We start from the raw sequence: 17,125 nt of genomic DNA, 5'->3' as shown, positions 1-17,125 counted from the left end.
GTCCTAGGCAACATCTTGCGTATCTTGCTCGGCCTCGGCCGCTTCGATGGCCACTTCCTGTGCAACTTCGAACGCAACGGGTGACGCTGTGGGATACAGCGGCGACATCGTTCCTGTTTCGTCGACCGGGACCGCCGCGCGTTGTGTCATGCGGTACATGGCATACCCTGCGGTCACGACCAGCAACATCGCGATGAACAGGAAAAACCCTTGCGGGCCAAACACCGCGTCGCCCATCAGCCAACCGGTGATCAACGGACCGGCAATCGCCCCCAACCCGTTGATAAAGACAAGCCCGCCGGATGCGGCGGCCATGTCCTCGTGTTCGAGAAAGTCATTGGCATGTGCAATCAGCAAGGAATAGAGCGGGTTTGACATCCCGCCGATCACGAAAGCTGAGATCAGCAAAATTGGGAACGCCGTTCCGAAAAGCATGCCGGAAATCGACCCTCCGGCCCCGGCGATGGCCACGAGCATGATCAGAAACCGGCGATCCATGCGGTCGGAAAACCAGCCGAGTGGGTACTGCAAGACCACGGCCCCGACATAAAACGCGGCGATGAAGGTCGAGATTTCGACCAGCGTCAGCCCGGCCCGCGCACCATATACCGACGCCATGCCGAACTGAGCCGAGAAAACGCCGCCCAACAGGAACATGCCGACACAGCCAAGCGGTGACTTGCCCATCAATTCGCGTAGGGTCATCGGCTTGGTCGTGTCAAAGGCCGGTGTAGGTGAAATTGACAGCAAGATCGGCGCAAAGGAAATAGAAACCAGAATAGACGCGATCACGAAGGTCTCGTACCCTTCGGGGTCTCCGACCAGCATCAAGCCCTGTGCCGTAATGATCCCAGTCATCTGGACGATCATATACAGCGACAGCGCCTGCCCCCTGTTTTCGTTGCTGGCGGCATTGTTCAGCCAGCTTTCGGCCGTCACGTACACGCCGGAAAAGCAAAACCCGATCACAACACGGCCCAGAATCCACGCCACAGGTGCTGTCAGCATCGGGTACATGATCATCACGGCCGAAATGAACGAGGCCAGCGCCGCAAACACGCGCACATGACCCACACGTCGGATCATCTCGGGCGCCAGACGCGATCCGCCGAGGAAACCCACGAAATACGCCGACATCACAAACGACATCTCAAGGGTCGAGAACCCCTCGATCTCGCCGCGAACACCAAGGATCGTGCCTTGCAAACCGTTGCCGACCATAAGCAGGCCCACGCCAAGAAGAAGCGCCCATGCGCTGGACAGGACCTGGATCATTGGGACCTCCACGAATAATCGGTCTGAATTATGGATTCGTTTTGGTATGAAAAACGGCTCGGGGCATGCTTGTCTACGACATAACCGTATCGCGATCCCGACAAGACGGCGGTCAGGGCATCAAAAGCGACGCATCCCCGTATGAAAAGAACCGATATTTCTGTTCAATTGCATGAGCATAGACATCGCTCATGCGTCCTTGTCCCATCAAGGCTGATACCAACATAAGAAGCGTGGATTTCGGCAGGTGAAAGTTGGTCATCAGCGCGTCGGTGACGTGGAACTGGAAGCCGGGATAGATGAATATGTCTGTCTCACCCTCCCACGGTTCGATCCGGCCCGAGCGCGCGGCGCTTTCGATCAGGCGCAGTGCTGTGGTTCCAACTGGTATGACCCGTCCGCCAGCGGCCTTGGTCTCTTGGATTTCGCTGGCAGCGTGCGCGCTGACCCTGCCCCATTCGGCGTGCATTTTATGCGTCGTCACGTCTTCGACCTTCACCGGCAGAAAGGTCCCGGCGCCAACATGCAGCGTGACGTGTGTGATTTGCACACCGCGCTCGTGCAACGCGCGCATAAGCGCCTCGTCGAAATGCAGCGACGCGGTTGGTGCAGCCACCGCACCCGAGTTGCGGGCCCAGATCGTCTGGTAATCTGTCTTGTCCTGATCGTCCGCTGGACGCTTGGCCGCGATATAGGGCGGCAAGGGCATCGCACCGGCATGTTCCAGCGCGGCGTCAAAGTCCTCACCGGTCAGGTTGAACCGCAGGAACGCTTGCCCGTCTTCTACCCGCTCCAGCGTGGCGCTGAGTTGGTCCGAGAACCCGATCTCTTCGCGCAGTTTTACCTTCTTCAGCGGTTTGATCAGCGCGGCCCAGGTTCCGTCCGCTTGCGGGTCCAGCAGGGTTGCCTCGATCGCCGCTGAAACGGGTCCCTGCGCGCTGTCGCGGTGCCGCCGACCGTTCAGGCGCGCCGGGATGACACGCGTATCGTTGAGAACAAGGCGATCTCCGGGCTGCAACCAATCGGGCAAATCAAACACATGCGCGTCCGAGATCGCGTCGCCATCGGCCACAAGCAACCGCGCCGACGACCGCGGCGTTACTGGGCGCGTGGCAATCAGGTCCTCGGGCAGGTGGAAATCAAAGTCGCTGAGTTTCATGCGCGCGCCATACAAGGCCCGACCGGATTCAGCAACAGCCCAGATCAATGATCCTTCGGAGGGGAGCCAAAGGTCTTTTTGGGCTCATCAGGCTTTACAGGCAGGGAATTCGGGCCGTCGGTCACTGTGGGCGCCGGGGCACGCAAGAGGTTCCGCAAGAACAACGGCGCAAGACCCGACAAGGGGTTCACGGACACTTTGGGTGAGGTCAGGGGGCCTGTCAGATTATAGTTGAAGCCAATCACACCCTCACCCTTTTTGGTGAAAACGCTGCCGATCGCATTGACAAGATAGATCGGCGAAATCGCACCTCGCAAATTCAGCATCCCCGCGACGGTATCTATCGTCCCGTCGAAAGACAGCCCCATGGACGGGCCAACCGCACTGCCGCTGAGGACTTTGACCTCGGTCGGTGTAATGCGCATCCGGCTTTCGATGGTCGAGAAAAAGATGCCCTGCCCCGCCATTTCATCCAGCAGACCAACAAGGCTGATCGCGTTCAGCAAGGCAGCCATCGCAGGGGCATCCGTGATCCGCGTATTCACGATCTTGAGGTTAACGTCATAGTTTCCCGGTGCGCCGACGGGCTCGAGGCTCATGTCGAGCGAGCCGCCACGTGCCTGAGTGATGACCCCTGCCGAACGCAGCACTTCACCGGCGTCGGATGACTTCAGTTCCACGGCGCTGCGCCCGCCGCGCGGGGTGACCTGCCCGCGAACCGACGCGCCTCCGTTCACGCCGGCAGTGAACGCCCCGGTGATGCCGCCCGACGTCTGGAATGATCCACTGAACCCCGTCAGCGCCACCGATTCCGTGACCTGCAAGCGATCCAGCACAACGTCCAGCGCAGGCCCGCGCCCGCCACCTCCGCCACCGCTGCTGCCTTCGCCGAAAGTGGCACCGCCCAAATTCATGACCCCGCCCAGCACGCGGATATCCGGCACGGACGATCCACGGTTCACCAGCTCGGCAGGGACGGCCAGCCAATTGCCCATATCGAAAGAGCTGAACTGAACCTTGTCAAAGTCACCCCCTTCACGAAACGAGATCGAAGCCGTTGTGCGCAAACCCGCCGCATCCAGCTTAAGCTCGTCCACACGCAACTGATCGCCCAGCGTGGCGTCGACGTTCAATGTTCCGGCAGTCTGGCTGCCCTTGCGCCAGCCAAGTTCGGGGATCGCAAGGGTGACACCGACCAGATCAGAGGTCGCGGTCAGCTTTATTGGGTCACCTGCCCCGATGCCGACGGAAACCTCTGCGGTTCCCTGACCTGTCAGCATACCCCGCGGCAATCCGGCTTTCAGCTCGGTCATCAGACGGGGCGACAGTTCGATCTCACCGGTCAGCTCACTGCGCTGTGGGCCTGAACCACCGATTGGCTGGCGCCATGTTGCGTCAATAGGAACATCGCCAAACAGACCATACCCGCCGATTTCAACCGAATTCTGATCGCCCTTCACATTCAGGCGGTCTGAACTGACCGAGAAACCCGGCACCAACCGCTCGCTTGCCACGTTGTCGATTTCACCGGTGAAGTGGAACTCGGTGTCATCGAATTTCAGACCCTTCTTCATCGGCAGGGCCAGCGTGCCTGACAAGATGACCTCGCCCTGAGCCAAATCGACAGGCAGGTTGGCTTTTGTCAGCAACTCAAGCGGTTCGCGGTCAAGCAGCGACAGGGCTGCCGTCGCGGAACCACGCGCCTCTATCCGGGCAATGGCCGGTGACTGACCCTTGATCGTTGTGTCGGGAATGATGAACGACGTCCCCGACGCATCAACCGCCCCGCCAGCATCGGCAATCACTACCCCGCTTTCCGCCGAAGCGGTAAACCGGTCATCAAGCAGACTGACCCGACCCTGAGCGTCCTGAATGGGGGGTAACGTCTTTGCGTACCGGATTTTGGCGTTTTCGAACCCGAACCCCAAGTAAATGTCCGGCTTGCTTTGCGGTTGCAGCCGCAACGCAAACTCGACGTCCTGAAATTGGCCTTCAAACAGGTTTTCAGAGACCCAGAGCCTTGGCTTTGGGGCCAAAATTTCGGGCCAATAGTTCAGCAATCGGTCGGCGGTCATGGTGTTCAGATGCGCATCCAGAGCCGCCACCCATCCCTCCGGGCGGCCGATCAGATTACCCGAAGCGCGCAGAATATGGTCCGCGTCCACAAGTGTCAGTTGCCCCAATCGCACCTCGAACGGGGCTAGTTTCAATTGGAAATCAAGATTTGCCCGTGCGGATTCAAGTGACTCGGGGAAAAGGCCGCCGGGATAGATATCAATATTGTTCAGGTCCAGCTGTGCCGTCAGGCTTTCCAGCGTCCCGTTCTCTATCCCTTCCAGATACGCCTTACCGCTGGCCTGAACCGCCCCCAGATCGGAAACGATCGACGCTTCGTTGAAATCCAGCACCTGAGCGCTGGGATCATAAGTGAAGTAGGTGCGCGCAGAATCAAATCGAATGGGGCGTGTTTCAGGTGTCGGTTGGATGACACCTGCGGCAATATTCAGTGTGGCAAACAAAGGACCCAACGCAGCCTGACCATCAACGCTGCCGCGAAGGGCACCGGAAATCGGGGCGTCCAGTTCTTGCAACCACGCCAGCGCAAGGCTTTGCCCCGCGATATCCTCGGCAGGCAGATCGGTGATGGAAATGCCGAAACTGGCCTCGGGCGTACCTAAAACGCTGGAATAATTGGCCTCGATCGAGCTGGCATAGTCCCGGCCGGTCAAAACCGAAAACCCGGTGGCAAGGCGCATTTCGTCCCCGCTGCGCGTGATCGAGATATGCCCACCGTCGAACACCCAGGCCCGACCCATCCGCAAATCCTGGTAGTCCAGCGTCAGGGATTGCAACTCGACCGATCTGAGGCCCGACAGGATCGGAGAAAGGAACACATCGTCGGATTCTTCGATCAGTTCGGCCAATGTAGGTGCCTGTTGCACGGGCGAGCTACCCGTACCGACCGTCAGCGACAGCGCACCATCCTCGCCGCGCGTCAGCGCGATCTGTGCATCTTGCAGGATTATGCGTCTAGGCCGGATTTGCCCCCGCAACAGCCCCCGCATCGACAGACGCGTGCGCAAGTCCGACACTTGGGCGATCTGCTGTCCGGCGGCGTCACTAATGGTCACATCCGTCAGGCGAAGCCGGGGGCGCCACTGCTCATTCACAAAAAAGGTGGCATCGCCGAAGCGGATTTTCAGCCCGCCCAGCGTTTGATCAAGCCGCTTTTCAGCCTGAACCCGCATCCAATTCGGGGCGTGCAGTTGCTGACCGATCAGAAAGAACCACCCCGCAAAAGCCATCGCCGCAAGGGAAAGTGCGAACCACAACGTCCAGCGAAGGGCAGTACGACGACGCGACCGACCGCGCCGGGGCTTGCCCGGCGGGTCTGCACTTTTGTCTTCGTGCTGCACCAATTTTCTATCCACGCCTTTCAACCCGCTCGTGCCGCCCTATGATGACGGGCAGCACTTAAAAACCTTTAACGGAGTTTCCAATGCCCGACGTTACAGACATCGCCCCTGATTTCACGTTACCCCGCGACGGCGGTGGCGAGGTCACGTTGTCAAACCTGCGAGGCGGTGCCGTCGTTCTTTTCTTCTATCCCCGCGATGATACGCCGGGCTGCACCAAGGAATCCATCGGTTTCTCGGAACAACTTCAAGCCTTTGCCGAGGCGGGCGCTCAAGTTTTCGGCATTTCGCGGGACACCATTGCCAAGCACGACAAGTTTGTGGCCAAACACAACCTGACCACCCCCTTGCTGTCCGACGAGGGGTCAACCGTTTGCGAGGACTACGGCGTCTGGGTGGAAAAGAACATGTATGGGCGCAAGTCGATGGGGATCGAACGCTCGACCTTTCTGATCGACGCCGACGGCAAGATCGCCCGCGTCTGGCGCAAGGTCAAAGTTCCCGGTCACGTGGATGAGGTACTTGAGGCTGCGCGCGCGCTCTGACCCTCTTTCCTGCGACCGCCATCCAGTCTAAGACCCGCGCGAACGCAAAAGCGGAGAAACCCTGTGTCGAAAACGCTGACCCAGATGGCGACCGAAGTTCTGACCACTGCGGAAGGGCGCGCGAAAACCGCCCTTTCCAAGCGCTATGCCGCCGAGTGGTTTGCGTCGCGTGCGGGTGATGCGCCTGAGATTAAGGTCGGGGCAGCGACCCCACCGCTCTACCCGTCACGGCCTGATAAGCCTGAATTGCTGTCGCCCCGCGACGTTCCCAAACGCCGACCAGGGACCGAGGCCGGGCGGATCGCTCTGTTGCACGCCGTTGCGCATATCGAATTGAACGCGGTCGACCTGCACTGGGACATCATCGCCCGGTTCGGCCACGTGCCTATGCCAATCGGTTTCTACGACGATTGGGTGAAATGCGCAGAAGAAGAATCGCGCCATTTCGAGATGGTGTGCGACTGCCTTGAGGAGATGGGCAGCTATTACGGCGCCCTACCCGCCCATGCGGGAATGTGGCGCGCCGCCGAAGATACGGCCGAGGATCTGATGGGGCGGCTGGCTGTGGTTCCGATGGTGCTGGAGGCACGCGGGCTGGACGTAACCCCCGGTATGATTGACATCTTCCGCAAGGCCAAGGCTGAGAAGGCCATCGCCGCTCTCGAGGTGATCTATGCCGAGGAAGTCGGGCACGTGGCCTATGGCTCAAAGTGGTTCCATTTCCTGTGTGGGCGTGAGAATGCCGACCCAAAGGATGTGTTCCACGAATTGGTCCGGCGGTATTTCCACGGCGTCCTGAAACCGCCTTTCAACGAGGAAAAACGCGCCGAAGCAGGACTGCCGCCGGATTTCTACTGGCCTTTGACCGAAGACCTGCCTCAGCCCGGACACGACCATTAAACGTGCTCAAGTTGACGTTATCGGCAATTTCCCGCCGAGAATTGGCGGGAAAAACCTACTTTGTTGGGTAAACTGGTTAACAAACTTGCCCAAAACCTGAGCGCCCTCTATGCACTTCGCCCAAGGGACGGCTATCACTCACGACCGATCCCGATCTTGGGGATGAAGAGGGAAGACGCGTGCGAACACGTCTGGCAATAAAACTACACTCACTGCTCGAACGGCATTTTCCGGAACGCAGGGTTTTTCTGAAATCCGACAATGACACACGGTTCATCCGGCTCAGCTCGGAAACGCAGGTCGCCGCCGTTGCAGGCGTTGCGGTGATCGTTGGCTGGACCGCTGTTGCGACTGCGATCCTGCTGATGGACAGCATCGGATCGGGCAATTTCCGCGAACAGGCGAAGCGAGATCAGGCCACCTATCAGGAACGGCTGAATGTTCTGTCGGCCGAACGCGATATACGCGCGCAAGAAGCATTGATGGCTCAGGACCGGTTCAACGCAGCGCTTGAACAGATTTCCGCCATGCAGTCCGAGCTGCTGGCATCGGAAAACCGCCGCCGCGAATTGGAAACGGGCATTGAGGTCATTCAGACCACCCTGCGCGCGACAATGAAGCAGCGCGAAGACGCCCGCACAGAACTGGCCAAACTGAACCAAGAGGCCGGTTCGGGCGAGGTGCAGATGGCATACGCCACCAGCCCCGCCCAGATGAACTTCATGACCGAGGCATTGGTCAGGACCGCGATGGAGCGTGATCAGATCGCTGCCGATGCCAAGGATGCGCTGGACCAGCGCGACGAGCTGGAACTGGAAATCCAGCTGATGCAAGAACGCAGCGACGAAATTTTCCGTCAGCTGGAAGAGGCTATGGTCATCTCTGTCGAACCGCTCGACAAGATGTTCCGCAAGGCAGGTATGCCCACCGACCGTATCATCGAAGAAGTACGGCGCGGGTACAGTGGCATGGGTGGCCCCCTTACCCCCATATCCTTCAGCACGCGCGGTGAGGAACTGACCCCCGACGAAATCCGCGCGAATACCCTGCTGCAGCAGATGGATCAGCTGAACCTCTATCGCATCGCTGCCGAAAAAGCGCCGTTTGCAAGCCCGGTGAACGCGGTTGTCCGCTTTACCAGTGGCTACGGGACACGCCGAGACCCCAAGACCGGCGGTCGCCGCATGCATAATGGTGCCGATTTTGCAGGTGCGCACGGAACGGATATTTTTGCGACCGCCGACGGAGTGGTCACCCATGCAGGCTGGCAATCCGGATTTGGACGGCTGGTAAAAATCAAGCACGCCTTCGGAATTGAGACACTTTACGCCCATAATACCAAGATCAGGGTAAAGGTTGGTCAAAGGGTCTCGCGCGGGGATCATATTGCTGATATGGGTAGCACCGGACGGTCGACCGGCACGCATCTGCACTATGAGGTACGTGTGAACGGAAAACCTGTTAACCCAATGACTTACATCAAGGCTGCGAGAAATGTTTTCTAAGAGCAAAATCAACGAGCCCGGTTCGAATGCACCAGAAGCGGCAAAACCCGCCGCACCAGCAACACCGGCTGCCCCTGCACCGTCGGAAAACAAGGCGAGCACCGCGCCCAAGCCCAAGCCTCCGGCGTCGGTTCTGTCTTCGGATCTGCACATCACCGGCAACCTGAAAACCTCGGGCGATATCCAGGTGGAAGGAACTGTCGAAGGCGACATCCGCGCGCATCTGCTGACGATCGGTGAAACCGCGACCATCAAGGGCGAAGTCACCGCAGATGACGTGGTGATCAACGGCCGCATTGTGGGCCGTGTGCGTGGTCTGAAAGTACGCCTGACCTCGACCGCACGTGTCGAAGGCGACATCATCCACAAGACCATCGCGATCGAAAGCGGCGCGCATTTCGAAGGTTCGGTCCAGCGTCAGGACGACCCCCTGAACCCCGGCCGCAGTGCCAAGGGCGGCGCAAACCCGGCGGCAGAGGTCAAGCAGTAACACCTGCCCTTACCCGGAATGACGATTCACCGCCGCAGGGAAACCTGCGGCGTTTCTTTTTGGCTTTGGCCCTGTTTAACTTTCCGGTTCCATGACGCAACCCGCCTGTATAAGCTTGCGAAATGTGGATTTTCTTTGCCTTAGTTCTTATTGTCGTGGGCTTTTTCACCTATCGCCATTGGGCCAGATCACAGGCACGTAAGGCGCTGTTGTCCACCCCTCTCACCCCGGAACAGCGCGCCATAATCGAAGCTCAGGTTCCCCTGGTGCGGCGCTTGCCCCCTGACCTGCGCGCGGGTCTCGACGGTAAGGTGAACCTGTTTCTGGATCAGGTCCGGTTCTTTGGCTGTGATGGTCTTGAGGTCACGGAGGAAATGCGCCTGGCCATCGCAGCGCAGGCATGTCTTCTCATCATCAACAGCGCGCTCTGGTACGATCACCTCACCACGATCCTGATCTACCCCAGCGCCTTCAAGTCCCGGCAACGCAGGCAGGACGGTTACGTGATCAGCGAGAAGGAAATCATCCGCACCGGGGAAAGCTGGGACCGTGGGCCGGTCATTCTCTCGTGGACTCACAGCAGGCAAGGCGCGCTGGACGATCACGATGGGCAAAACGTGGTCCTGCATGAATTCGCGCATCAGATCGACGATCTGTCAGGTGGAACCAACGGTGTGCCGATCCTCAGCGAAGGGCAGACCTTCGCCGAGTGGGAGCGCGCGTTTCTGACGGCTTACGACGCCCATGTTCGGTCCGTGGAAAAGGGTCAGCACACGGTCATTGATCCTTATGGTGCCGTCGGGCACGAAGAGTTCTTTGCGGTATCGGTCGAGGTCTTTTTCGAGCGGCCCCGTGCCTTGAAATCCGAGGCCCCCGGCATCTATGAGCAGTTGGCCAAGCTGTTCCGGCTGGACCCCGCAACCTGGGACTAGCTTGCACCCGCGGAACCGGGCTCCACAAGAATTTCACAAAATTGGTTTTTTGAATTACACTGAACCCATTGTTTTTGGGAGGGCTTTTCATGTCATCAAAACTCATGGCCGAATTCTTTGGCACGTTCTGGCTGGTACTGGGCGGCTGCGGCAGCGCCGTCTTAGCGGCAGGCGTCGCCGATGTCGGCATCGGCTGGCTGGGTGTATCCTTCGCTTTTGGCTTAACCGTTCTGACAATGGCATACGCAGTCGGCCATATATCGGGCGGGCATTTCAATCCAGCCGTCAGCCTTGGCCTGATGATCGGTGGAAGGTTCCCCGCAAAAGACCTTATTCCCTATTGGATCGCCCAGGTGATCGGTGCAATTGCGGCAGCGGTCGTCCTGTACCTGATCGTAAGCGGTGCACCTGAATTCACTGGGGTCGGCAGCTTTGCCAGCAACGGCTATGGCGAGGCATCCCCCGAAGGGTATTCGATGATGTCCGCCCTGATCATCGAGATCGTACTGACGGCGTTTTTCATTGTAATCATTCTGGGCGCCACATCCGAAGGTGCTCCGGCAGGTTTCGGCCCGATCGCAATCGGGTTGGGCCTGACGCTGATCCATCTGATTTCGATCCCGGTGACGAATACATCCGTAAACCCGGCACGCTCAACCGGTGTTGCGCTGTTTGCCGACGGTCCAGCCCTGTCACAACTCTGGCTGTTTTGGGTCGCCCCGCTGATCGGCGGCGCGATTGGGGCCGTGATTTGGAAAGCCATGGGCGACGACTGAGCCCTGTCAATCAAAAGGCCCCGGTGCGATCTGCGCCGGGGCCTTTCTTGTTACTCGGTTACGGTAACCTTTTTCATTACATCGGGCTGTCCGATGACGGCCCCGTTGGGGCCATCGCCGCGTTTGATCGCGTCGACAACGTCCATCCCGTCTGTCACCTGACCAACAACGGTATACTGACCGTTAAGAAACGGGCCGGGCGCGAACATGATAAAGAACTGCGAATTGGCGCTGTTGGGGTCTTGCGCCCGCGCCATGCCTACGACACCGCGGTCATAGTTAAAGTCCGAGAATTCGGCAGGCAGGTCAGGCCGATCCGACCCACCGGTGCCCGCACGACGCAGATCGCTGCCCAGACGCCCGTGCTCCACATCTCCGGTCTGTGCCATGAAGCCGTCGATCACGCGGTGAAAGACCACACCGTCATACTTGCCTTCGGCGGCAAGGGTGCTGATCTGTTCGACATGTTTCGGGGCCAGATCGTCAAACAGATCAACGGTCACGGTGCCATTGGCCCCTTCTCCCTCGATCTCGATCTGCAAGCCCGTGGCCAACGCGGGGCTGGCCAGCAAAGCAAATGCGGCTGCCAGCTTATACATCGGCGGCCACCTTGACGCTGATCATACGGTCCGGGTTCATGGGCGGCTCACCCCGGACGATGGCGTCCACATGTTCCATCCCGTCGATGACACGACCGTAGACGGTGTATTGGCCGTTCAGGAAGTGGTTGTCTTTGAAGTTAATGAAGAACTGCGAGTTGGCCGAGTCCGGGTTCTGCGAGCGTGCGGCACCCAAGGTACCCCGGTCGTGCGGCAGTTTCGAGAATTCTGCCGGAACATTCGGCAGCGACGAGCCACCTGTGCCCGCCATGCGGATGTTGAACCCGTCTTCCATGTCGCCGTGCTGCACGTCGCCGGTCTGCGCCATGAAACCGTCGATCACACGGTGGAAAGCCACGTTGTCATATTCGCCACCACGGGCCAGTTCTTTCATCCGGGCCGAGTGCTGGGGGGCCACGTCGGGCAACAACTCGATAACGACATTGCCGCCTTTGAGTTCGATGATGATGGTGTTTTCGGGATCCTTGATCTCGGCCATGAGGCCCTCCTGTCGTTTGTCTTGCGCAAATACCTATGACGCGGGCGCATGAATGCCAAGTGACGCATTGACCTGAGGGCAAAATGCAGGAAAAGAACCGCCTAAATCGTATTTAACGGCAAGGATGGAACGATGGGCTGGAAAACGCTGGACGATATGGAGCTGAACGGCAAGCGCGTGCTGGTGCGCGTGGATATCAACGTGCCTGTTGTTGACGGCGTTGTGACCGATGCCACCCGTATTCAGCGCATCGTGCCCACCGTGCGCGATATTCTGGCCGCTGGCGGCAAACCGATCCTGCTGGCGCATTTCGGCAGGCCGGGTGGTGAGCGGCGCGAGAACCTGTCGCTGAAACAATTGATCCCGACGCTCGAAGCCGCTTTTGACGCAACCGTTCTGTTCGCAGCCGATTGTGTGGGCACCGAGGCGGAACTTGCCGCCGAACAGTTGCAGCCCGGACAAGTGCTACTGCTTGAAAACACCCGTTTCCACGCAGCCGAGACCAAGAACGACCCCGACCTGGCCGCAGGCATGGCCAAGCTGGGCGAAGTCTATTGCAACGACGCATTCTCGGCTGCACACCGCGCCCATAGCTCGACCGAGGCCATCGCCCGTCTGCTGCCTGCCTGTGCGGGCCGCCTGATGCAGGCCGAGCTTGAGGCGCTGGAGGGCGCTCTGGGCGCGCCTAAACGCCCTGTAACGGCCGTTGTGGGCGGGGCCAAGGTCTCGACCAAGCTGGAGCTGTTGGGCAATCTGATCGACAAGGTGGATTATCTGGTTATCGGTGGCGGCATGGCCAACACGTTTCTGGTCGCCAAGTGCCTGAACGTGGGTAAGTCGCTGGCGGAAACAGCGATGAAGGATACCGCGGCCGAGATCATGGCCAAGGCCGAAACCTCGGGCTGCACCATCGTGCTGCCCACCGACATCGTCGTAGCCGAAAAGTTCGAAGCAGGCGCCGCCCATCAGGTCCTGCCCGCTGATCAATGCACCAACGATGGCATGATCCTTGACGCAGGCCCCGACAGCGTGGCGGCGATTTCAGACATCTTCGGACAAAGCCAGACCCTGATCTGGAACGGACCTCTGGGCGCGTTCGAGATCGAACCCTTCGACACCGCAACCAACGCGGCTGCGCTGAAAGCGGCGGCACTGACACGGTCCGGGCAGTTGGTTTCGGTCGCAGGTGGGGGTGACACGGTCGCGGCTTTGAATGCGTCGGGTGCGGCCAAGGATTTCTCGTACATCTCGACCGCAGGCGGCGCGTTCCTCGAGTGGATGGAAGGCAAAACCCTGCCCGGCGTTGCCGCGCTCGAGCAATAAAACCACCCGCCCACGCGATTTTGTCGAATCAGGGGATTCACAACCCGAATCACCTGTGACATAGTGCTTTCAGAGGTCCAAAAAGGACCCGTTATTGAGGCAGACTTCATACGGCGGTAAACAGAGTGTCCCGTTCCAATCGGCCCGGTTTGGGCGCAGTCGCATTCTTTATGGTGGCGTTTATGCTGGGTGTATATTTCACCTTTGCCGCCGTGCAGGGTGACTATGGCCTGTTCCGGCGGGTCGAGATTGCAGCGGAGCGGGACGCTCTGTCGCGCGACCTCGATAAGCTCGAGGCTGAAATCGCCGAGATGGAGAATCTGACCCGCCGCCTGTCAGATACGTATCTGGATCTGGATTTACTGGATCAGCAAGCGCGCTCTGTCCTTGGAATGATCCGCTCGGATGAGATTGTCATCCGTTGAGCAAGCGGCGCGGGCATCTACCTAGTTCATAGTTCGAAGCCTTCCATTCTCATGCGGCTTTTCAGATCGAACCCAAAAGGAATTTGAATATGAGCAATACCCTCGACGATCAGTTTTTCGACAGAGCTGACGCAGTTATTAACCTGGCCAACACGTTTCTGGATCAGACAACACGCGGAAAAATCAGCGCCTCGCTTCTTTATGCAACGGCACGGTACAACTCTTGGGTCAGCGCCTGCGGTTTCGAAAACGGGGCCGACATGAAGGACTTGAAGGAAGAAACGATTGAGTATTTTGTAACTGAATATCGCAAAATGCTGTCGGAAAACTTGGACGACTATATCCAGAATTTTGAGAACTATATGCGCTGACCGGCGACTGAAAATCTTCGTTCAAGCCTGCGATCAGCCGATAAATTACTCTGCGTCACATTTACCCTCGCCAGAAAGCAGCAAATGCTTTATGAGATAGTTTAACGCTAAACTATCTTGCCGAGAGGGGGAGATCGCCACTATGGCTGCGCGAAAAACCACAAAGAAACCAAATGTTTCGTCGGAAGAACTGACCACCTATTACCGAGAGATGCTGCTGATCCGCCGATTCGAGGAAAAGGCCGGACAGCTTTATGGCATGGGCCTCATCGGTGGGTTCTGTCACCTGTATATTGGACAGGAAGCTGTTGTTGTGGGCCTTGAGGCCGCAGCCGAGGACGGTGACAAGCGGATTACTTCGTATCGCGATCACGGCCACATGCTGGCCTGCGGTATGGACCCGGGCGGCGTGATGGCCGAACTGACCGGACGTATCGGCGGCCTGTCCAAGGGCAAAGGCGGTTCGATGCACATGTTCTCGAAAGAGAAGCACTTCTATGGTGGACACGGCATCGTAGGCGCGCAGGTTCCGTTGGGCGCGGGTCTGGCCTTTGCCGACAAGTACAAAGAGAACGGTCGCGTCACCTTCACGTATTTCGGGGATGGTGCGGCCAACCAGGGTCAGGTCTATGAGACGTTCAACATGGCCGCGCTGTGGAGTTTGCCGGTGGTGTTCGTAATCGAAAACAACCAATACGCCATGGGGACCGCCCAGGCGCGCTCGACCTCGACCAAGGATATCTATCACCGGGGCGAGGCTTTCGGCATCCCCGGAGAAATCGTCAACGGCATGGACGTGCTGGCCGTCAAAGAGGCCGGTGAAAAAGCCGTCGCCCACTGTCGCGCTGGTAAGGGGCCATACATCCTCGAGATCAAAACCTACCGCTATCGCGGCCACTCGATGTCGGACCCGGCCAAGTACCGCACCCGCGAAGAGGTTCAGAAGGTTCGCGAACAAAGCGACCCGATCGAACATGTCCGTGAACTGCTGCTGACCGGCAAACACGCGACCGAGGATGACCTGAAGGCGATCGACAAAGAGATCAAAGAGATCGTCAATCAGGCCGCCGAATTCTCGAAAGAAAGCCCCGAGCCTTCCGTGGAAGAGCTCTGGACAGATATCTACGCCGAGGCCTAACAGATGCCGCATTTCGAAATTCACGCCACCAACGTAGAGCAGGCCAAAGCGTTCTATGCGGGACTATTTGACTGGGCGTTTACACCAATGCCCGGCGGCGAAGACGTTGGCTATCACCTGATCAGTGGCGACCAGATCGGCGACAGCCCGGGGCTGACCGGTGGCCTGATGCTGCGCCATGGTGAAGCGCCTGCGGCCGGTAGCCCCGTGCGCGGCGGCACCATGACCTTTGAGGTCAGCGATTGCGACGAACGCTATGCGTGGGCATTGGATAATGGTGGTGCCGAAGCGCTACCTCCAACTGATTATCCCGGCATAGGCCGCTGCGCCTATGTGGAAGATGGACAAGGTAACATCGTCGGGATGATCACCCCGGCCCCGGAAGGAAACTGAGACATGGCAACCGAAATTCTCATGCCCGCCCTTTCGCCCACGATGGAAGAGGGCACGCTGGCCAAGTGGCTGGTCAAGGAAGGCGACACCGTATCCTCGGGCGATATCATGGCCGAGATTGAAACCGACAAGGCGACGATGGAATTTGAGGCTGTCGATGAAGGCATCGTTGGCAAGATCCTGATTGCCGAGGGCACCGAAGGCGTCAAGGTGAACACCCCTATCGCGATCCTTGTCGAAGAGGGCGAAGACGCCTCCGCCCTGCCCGCGGCTGCGCCTGCAGCCGCAGCGGTGTCCGAGGCCGCCCCTGCAGTGGTTGAGGTCCCCGCTCCGGCCCCTGCCGCGCCTGTGGTTGATCTGTCACCGGACTGGCCTGCCGACGCTCAGATGAAATCCGAAACGGTCCGCGAAGCCCTGCGCGATGCAATGGCCGAGGAAATGCGCGGTGACGAAGACGTCTATCTGATGGGTGAGGAGGTCGCCGAATATCAGGGGGCCTATAAGATCAGCCAAGGTCTGCTGGACGAATTCGGTTCCAAGCGCGTCATTGATACGCCCATCACCGAGCATGGTTTTGCCGGTATCGCCGTGGGCTCTGCCTTCGGTGGTCTGAAACCCATCGTCGAATTCATGACCTTCAACTTCGCGATGCAGGCGATTGACCAGATCATCAACTCCGCCGCCAAGACGCTCTATATGTCCGGCGGTCAGATGGGCTGTCCGATTGTGTTCCGTGGTCCCAACGGTGCTGCTGCCCGCGTCGCCGCGCAGCACTCGCAGGACTATGCCGCGTGGTACATGCAGATCCCCGGCCTGAAGGTTGTGATGCCCTATTCGGCAGCCGACGCCAAAGGTCTGCTGAAATCGGCGATCCGTGATCCCAACCCGGTGGTCTTCCTTGAAAACGAGATCCTCTACGGCCGGTCCTTCGACGTACCGCAGGTGGATGACCTGACCATCCCGCTGGGCAAGGCCCGCATCTGGCGCGAAGGCTCGGACGTGACCATCGTCAGCTTTGGCATCGGGATGCAATACGCACTGGAAGCCGCTGACAAGCTGGCCGAGGACGGCATCAGCGCCGAGGTCATCGACCTGCGCACCATCCGCCCGATGGACACCGGCGCGATCATCAACTCGGTGATGAAGACCAACCGTCTGGTGACTGTCGAAGAAGGTTGGCCGCAAGGCTCGGTCGGCAGCTATATCAGTTCGGTCGTGATGCAAGAGGCGTTCGATTACCTCGACGCGCCGGTCATCAACTGCACCGGCAAGGATGTTCCGATGCCTTACGCCGCCAACCTCGAAAAGCTGGCCTTGATCACCACGGATGAGGTGATCGCCGCCGTCAAACAAGTGACCTACCGGTAAGGAGCGACACA

17 protein-coding genes are annotated in these 17,125 nt (G+C 59.0%); 12 read left to right on the top strand and 5 right to left on the bottom strand.

The window, feature by feature from the left end; genetic code table 11:
• Positions 1 to 3: 3 nt before the first annotated feature.
• From ACR0MS_RS04940 to ACR0MS_RS04930, 3 genes are all read right to left on the bottom strand, one after another.
• Positions 4 to 1,275, bottom strand: a complete 1,272-nt coding sequence (locus ACR0MS_RS04940; protein WP_480570006.1) for an MFS transporter — start codon at positions 1,273 to 1,275, stop codon at positions 4 to 6.
• Between the two features lie 112 nt (positions 1,276 to 1,387).
• Positions 1,388 to 2,434 carry a tRNA preQ1(34) S-adenosylmethionine ribosyltransferase-isomerase QueA gene (gene queA, locus ACR0MS_RS04935; protein WP_480570004.1) on the bottom strand — a complete coding sequence of 349 codons (1,047 nt, stop codon included), beginning with the start codon at positions 2,432 to 2,434 and terminating at the stop codon, positions 1,388 to 1,390.
• Positions 2,435 to 2,478: 44 nt separating this feature from the next.
• On the bottom strand, positions 2,479 to 5,865 hold the full coding sequence (locus ACR0MS_RS04930) for a YhdP family protein (protein ID WP_480570001.1): 3,387 nt from the start codon (positions 5,863 to 5,865) through the stop codon (positions 2,479 to 2,481).
• Positions 5,866 to 5,933: 68 nt separating this feature from the next.
• On the opposite strand from ACR0MS_RS04930, the gene ACR0MS_RS04925 reads away from it, so the two are divergent.
• The 6 genes from ACR0MS_RS04925 to aqpZ all read left to right on the top strand — a co-directional run bounded on the left by ACR0MS_RS04925 (position 5,934) and on the right by aqpZ (position 10,998).
• Positions 5,934 to 6,395, top strand: coding sequence for a peroxiredoxin (locus tag ACR0MS_RS04925; protein ID WP_480569998.1), 462 nt, complete (start codon positions 5,934 to 5,936; stop codon positions 6,393 to 6,395).
• A 63-nt stretch (positions 6,396 to 6,458) separates the two neighbouring features.
• The gene (locus tag ACR0MS_RS04920; RefSeq protein ID WP_480569995.1) at positions 6,459 to 7,295 is read left to right on the top strand and encodes a ferritin-like domain-containing protein; all 837 of its coding nucleotides are present in this window, start codon (positions 6,459 to 6,461) and stop codon (positions 7,293 to 7,295) included.
• Positions 7,296 to 7,474: 179 nt separating this feature from the next.
• Positions 7,475 to 8,800 carry a DUF5930 domain-containing protein gene (locus ACR0MS_RS04915; RefSeq protein WP_480569992.1) on the top strand — a complete coding sequence of 442 codons (1,326 nt, stop codon included), beginning with the start codon at positions 7,475 to 7,477 and terminating at the stop codon, positions 8,798 to 8,800.
• Positions 8,790 to 9,290 (top strand): bactofilin family protein, encoded by a 501-nt coding sequence (locus tag ACR0MS_RS04910; RefSeq protein ID WP_171122193.1) that lies wholly within the window; start codon positions 8,790 to 8,792, stop codon positions 9,288 to 9,290. Before ACR0MS_RS04915 ends, ACR0MS_RS04910 begins: the two co-directional genes overlap by 11 nt.
• A gap of 122 nt (positions 9,291 to 9,412) precedes the next feature.
• Positions 9,413 to 10,222: a M90 family metallopeptidase gene (locus ACR0MS_RS04905; RefSeq protein ID WP_480569989.1), complete on the top strand. Its 810-nt coding sequence runs from the start codon at positions 9,413 to 9,415 to the stop codon at positions 10,220 to 10,222.
• Positions 10,223 to 10,311: 89 nt separating this feature from the next.
• Entirely contained in the window at positions 10,312 to 10,998 is a 687-nt protein-coding gene (gene aqpZ, locus ACR0MS_RS04900) for an aquaporin Z (protein WP_480569984.1), read from the top strand.
• 50 nt (positions 10,999 to 11,048) lie between these two features.
• Here aqpZ and ACR0MS_RS04895 read toward each other — a convergent pair whose 3' ends face one another.
• Both ACR0MS_RS04895 and ACR0MS_RS04890 read right to left on the bottom strand, forming a co-directional pair.
• Positions 11,049 to 11,597, bottom strand: a complete 549-nt coding sequence (locus tag ACR0MS_RS04895) for a peptidylprolyl isomerase (protein WP_480569981.1) — start codon at positions 11,595 to 11,597, stop codon at positions 11,049 to 11,051.
• Complete coding sequence (locus tag ACR0MS_RS04890; RefSeq protein ID WP_170354506.1) at positions 11,590 to 12,096, bottom strand: peptidylprolyl isomerase; 507 nt, start codon at positions 12,094 to 12,096, stop codon at positions 11,590 to 11,592. Before ACR0MS_RS04890 ends, ACR0MS_RS04895 begins: the two co-directional genes overlap by 8 nt.
• Before the next feature lie 132 nt (positions 12,097 to 12,228).
• Here ACR0MS_RS04890 and ACR0MS_RS04885 point away from each other — a divergent pair, with 132 nt between their 5' ends.
• From ACR0MS_RS04885 to ACR0MS_RS04860, 6 genes are all read left to right on the top strand, one after another.
• A complete protein-coding gene (locus ACR0MS_RS04885; protein ID WP_480569978.1) occupies positions 12,229 to 13,419 on the top strand; it encodes a phosphoglycerate kinase in 1,191 nt (396 codons plus the stop codon).
• Between the two features lie 125 nt (positions 13,420 to 13,544).
• Complete coding sequence (locus ACR0MS_RS04880; protein WP_480569975.1) at positions 13,545 to 13,844, top strand: FtsB family cell division protein; 300 nt, start codon at positions 13,545 to 13,547, stop codon at positions 13,842 to 13,844.
• 89 nt (positions 13,845 to 13,933) lie between these two features.
• Entirely contained in the window at positions 13,934 to 14,215 is a 282-nt protein-coding gene (locus ACR0MS_RS04875; protein ID WP_480569972.1) for a DUF3144 domain-containing protein, read from the top strand.
• Positions 14,216 to 14,357: 142 nt separating this feature from the next.
• Positions 14,358 to 15,353: a pyruvate dehydrogenase (acetyl-transferring) E1 component subunit alpha gene (gene pdhA / locus ACR0MS_RS04870; RefSeq protein ID WP_480569969.1), complete on the top strand. Its 996-nt coding sequence runs from the start codon at positions 14,358 to 14,360 to the stop codon at positions 15,351 to 15,353.
• 3 nt (positions 15,354 to 15,356) lie between these two features.
• Positions 15,357 to 15,746 (top strand): VOC family protein, encoded by a 390-nt coding sequence (locus tag ACR0MS_RS04865; protein WP_480569966.1) that lies wholly within the window; start codon positions 15,357 to 15,359, stop codon positions 15,744 to 15,746.
• Between the two features lie 3 nt (positions 15,747 to 15,749).
• The gene (locus ACR0MS_RS04860; RefSeq protein WP_480569963.1) at positions 15,750 to 17,114 is read left to right on the top strand and encodes a pyruvate dehydrogenase complex E1 component subunit beta; all 1,365 of its coding nucleotides are present in this window, start codon (positions 15,750 to 15,752) and stop codon (positions 17,112 to 17,114) included.
• Positions 17,115 to 17,125: the final 11 nt, after the last annotated feature.

Source organism: Ruegeria sp. CJ2, from assembly GCF_056536745.1.
The sequence above is the reverse complement of the archived record's forward strand: the minus strand, read 5'-3'. Positions and strand labels throughout refer to the sequence as shown.

What these genes read in the sequence shown, in the direction of transcription:
- ACR0MS_RS04940 (WP_480570006.1), bottom strand. Translation starts at nt 1,275, where the DNA reads ATGATCCAGGTCCTGTCCAGCGCATGGGCGCTTCTTCTTGGCGTGGGC.
- queA (WP_480570004.1), bottom strand. Translation starts at nt 2,434, where the DNA reads ATGAAACTCAGCGACTTTGATTTCCACCTGCCCGAGGACCTGATTGCC.
- ACR0MS_RS04925 (WP_480569998.1), top strand. Translation starts at nt 5,934, where the DNA reads ATGCCCGACGTTACAGACATCGCCCCTGATTTCACGTTACCCCGCGAC.
- ACR0MS_RS04910 (WP_171122193.1), top strand. Translation starts at nt 8,790, where the DNA reads ATGTTTTCTAAGAGCAAAATCAACGAGCCCGGTTCGAATGCACCAGAA.
- ACR0MS_RS04905 (WP_480569989.1), top strand. Translation starts at nt 9,413, where the DNA reads ATGTGGATTTTCTTTGCCTTAGTTCTTATTGTCGTGGGCTTTTTCACC.
- aqpZ (WP_480569984.1), top strand. Translation starts at nt 10,312, where the DNA reads ATGTCATCAAAACTCATGGCCGAATTCTTTGGCACGTTCTGGCTGGTA.
- ACR0MS_RS04895 (WP_480569981.1), bottom strand. Translation starts at nt 11,597, where the DNA reads ATGTATAAGCTGGCAGCCGCATTTGCTTTGCTGGCCAGCCCCGCGTTG.
- ACR0MS_RS04890 (WP_170354506.1), bottom strand. Translation starts at nt 12,096, where the DNA reads ATGGCCGAGATCAAGGATCCCGAAAACACCATCATCATCGAACTCAAA.
- ACR0MS_RS04885 (WP_480569978.1), top strand. Translation starts at nt 12,229, where the DNA reads ATGGGCTGGAAAACGCTGGACGATATGGAGCTGAACGGCAAGCGCGTG.
- ACR0MS_RS04875 (WP_480569972.1), top strand. Translation starts at nt 13,934, where the DNA reads ATGAGCAATACCCTCGACGATCAGTTTTTCGACAGAGCTGACGCAGTT.
- pdhA (WP_480569969.1), top strand. Translation starts at nt 14,358, where the DNA reads ATGGCTGCGCGAAAAACCACAAAGAAACCAAATGTTTCGTCGGAAGAA.
- ACR0MS_RS04865 (WP_480569966.1), top strand. Translation starts at nt 15,357, where the DNA reads ATGCCGCATTTCGAAATTCACGCCACCAACGTAGAGCAGGCCAAAGCG.
- ACR0MS_RS04860 (WP_480569963.1), top strand. Translation starts at nt 15,750, where the DNA reads ATGGCAACCGAAATTCTCATGCCCGCCCTTTCGCCCACGATGGAAGAG.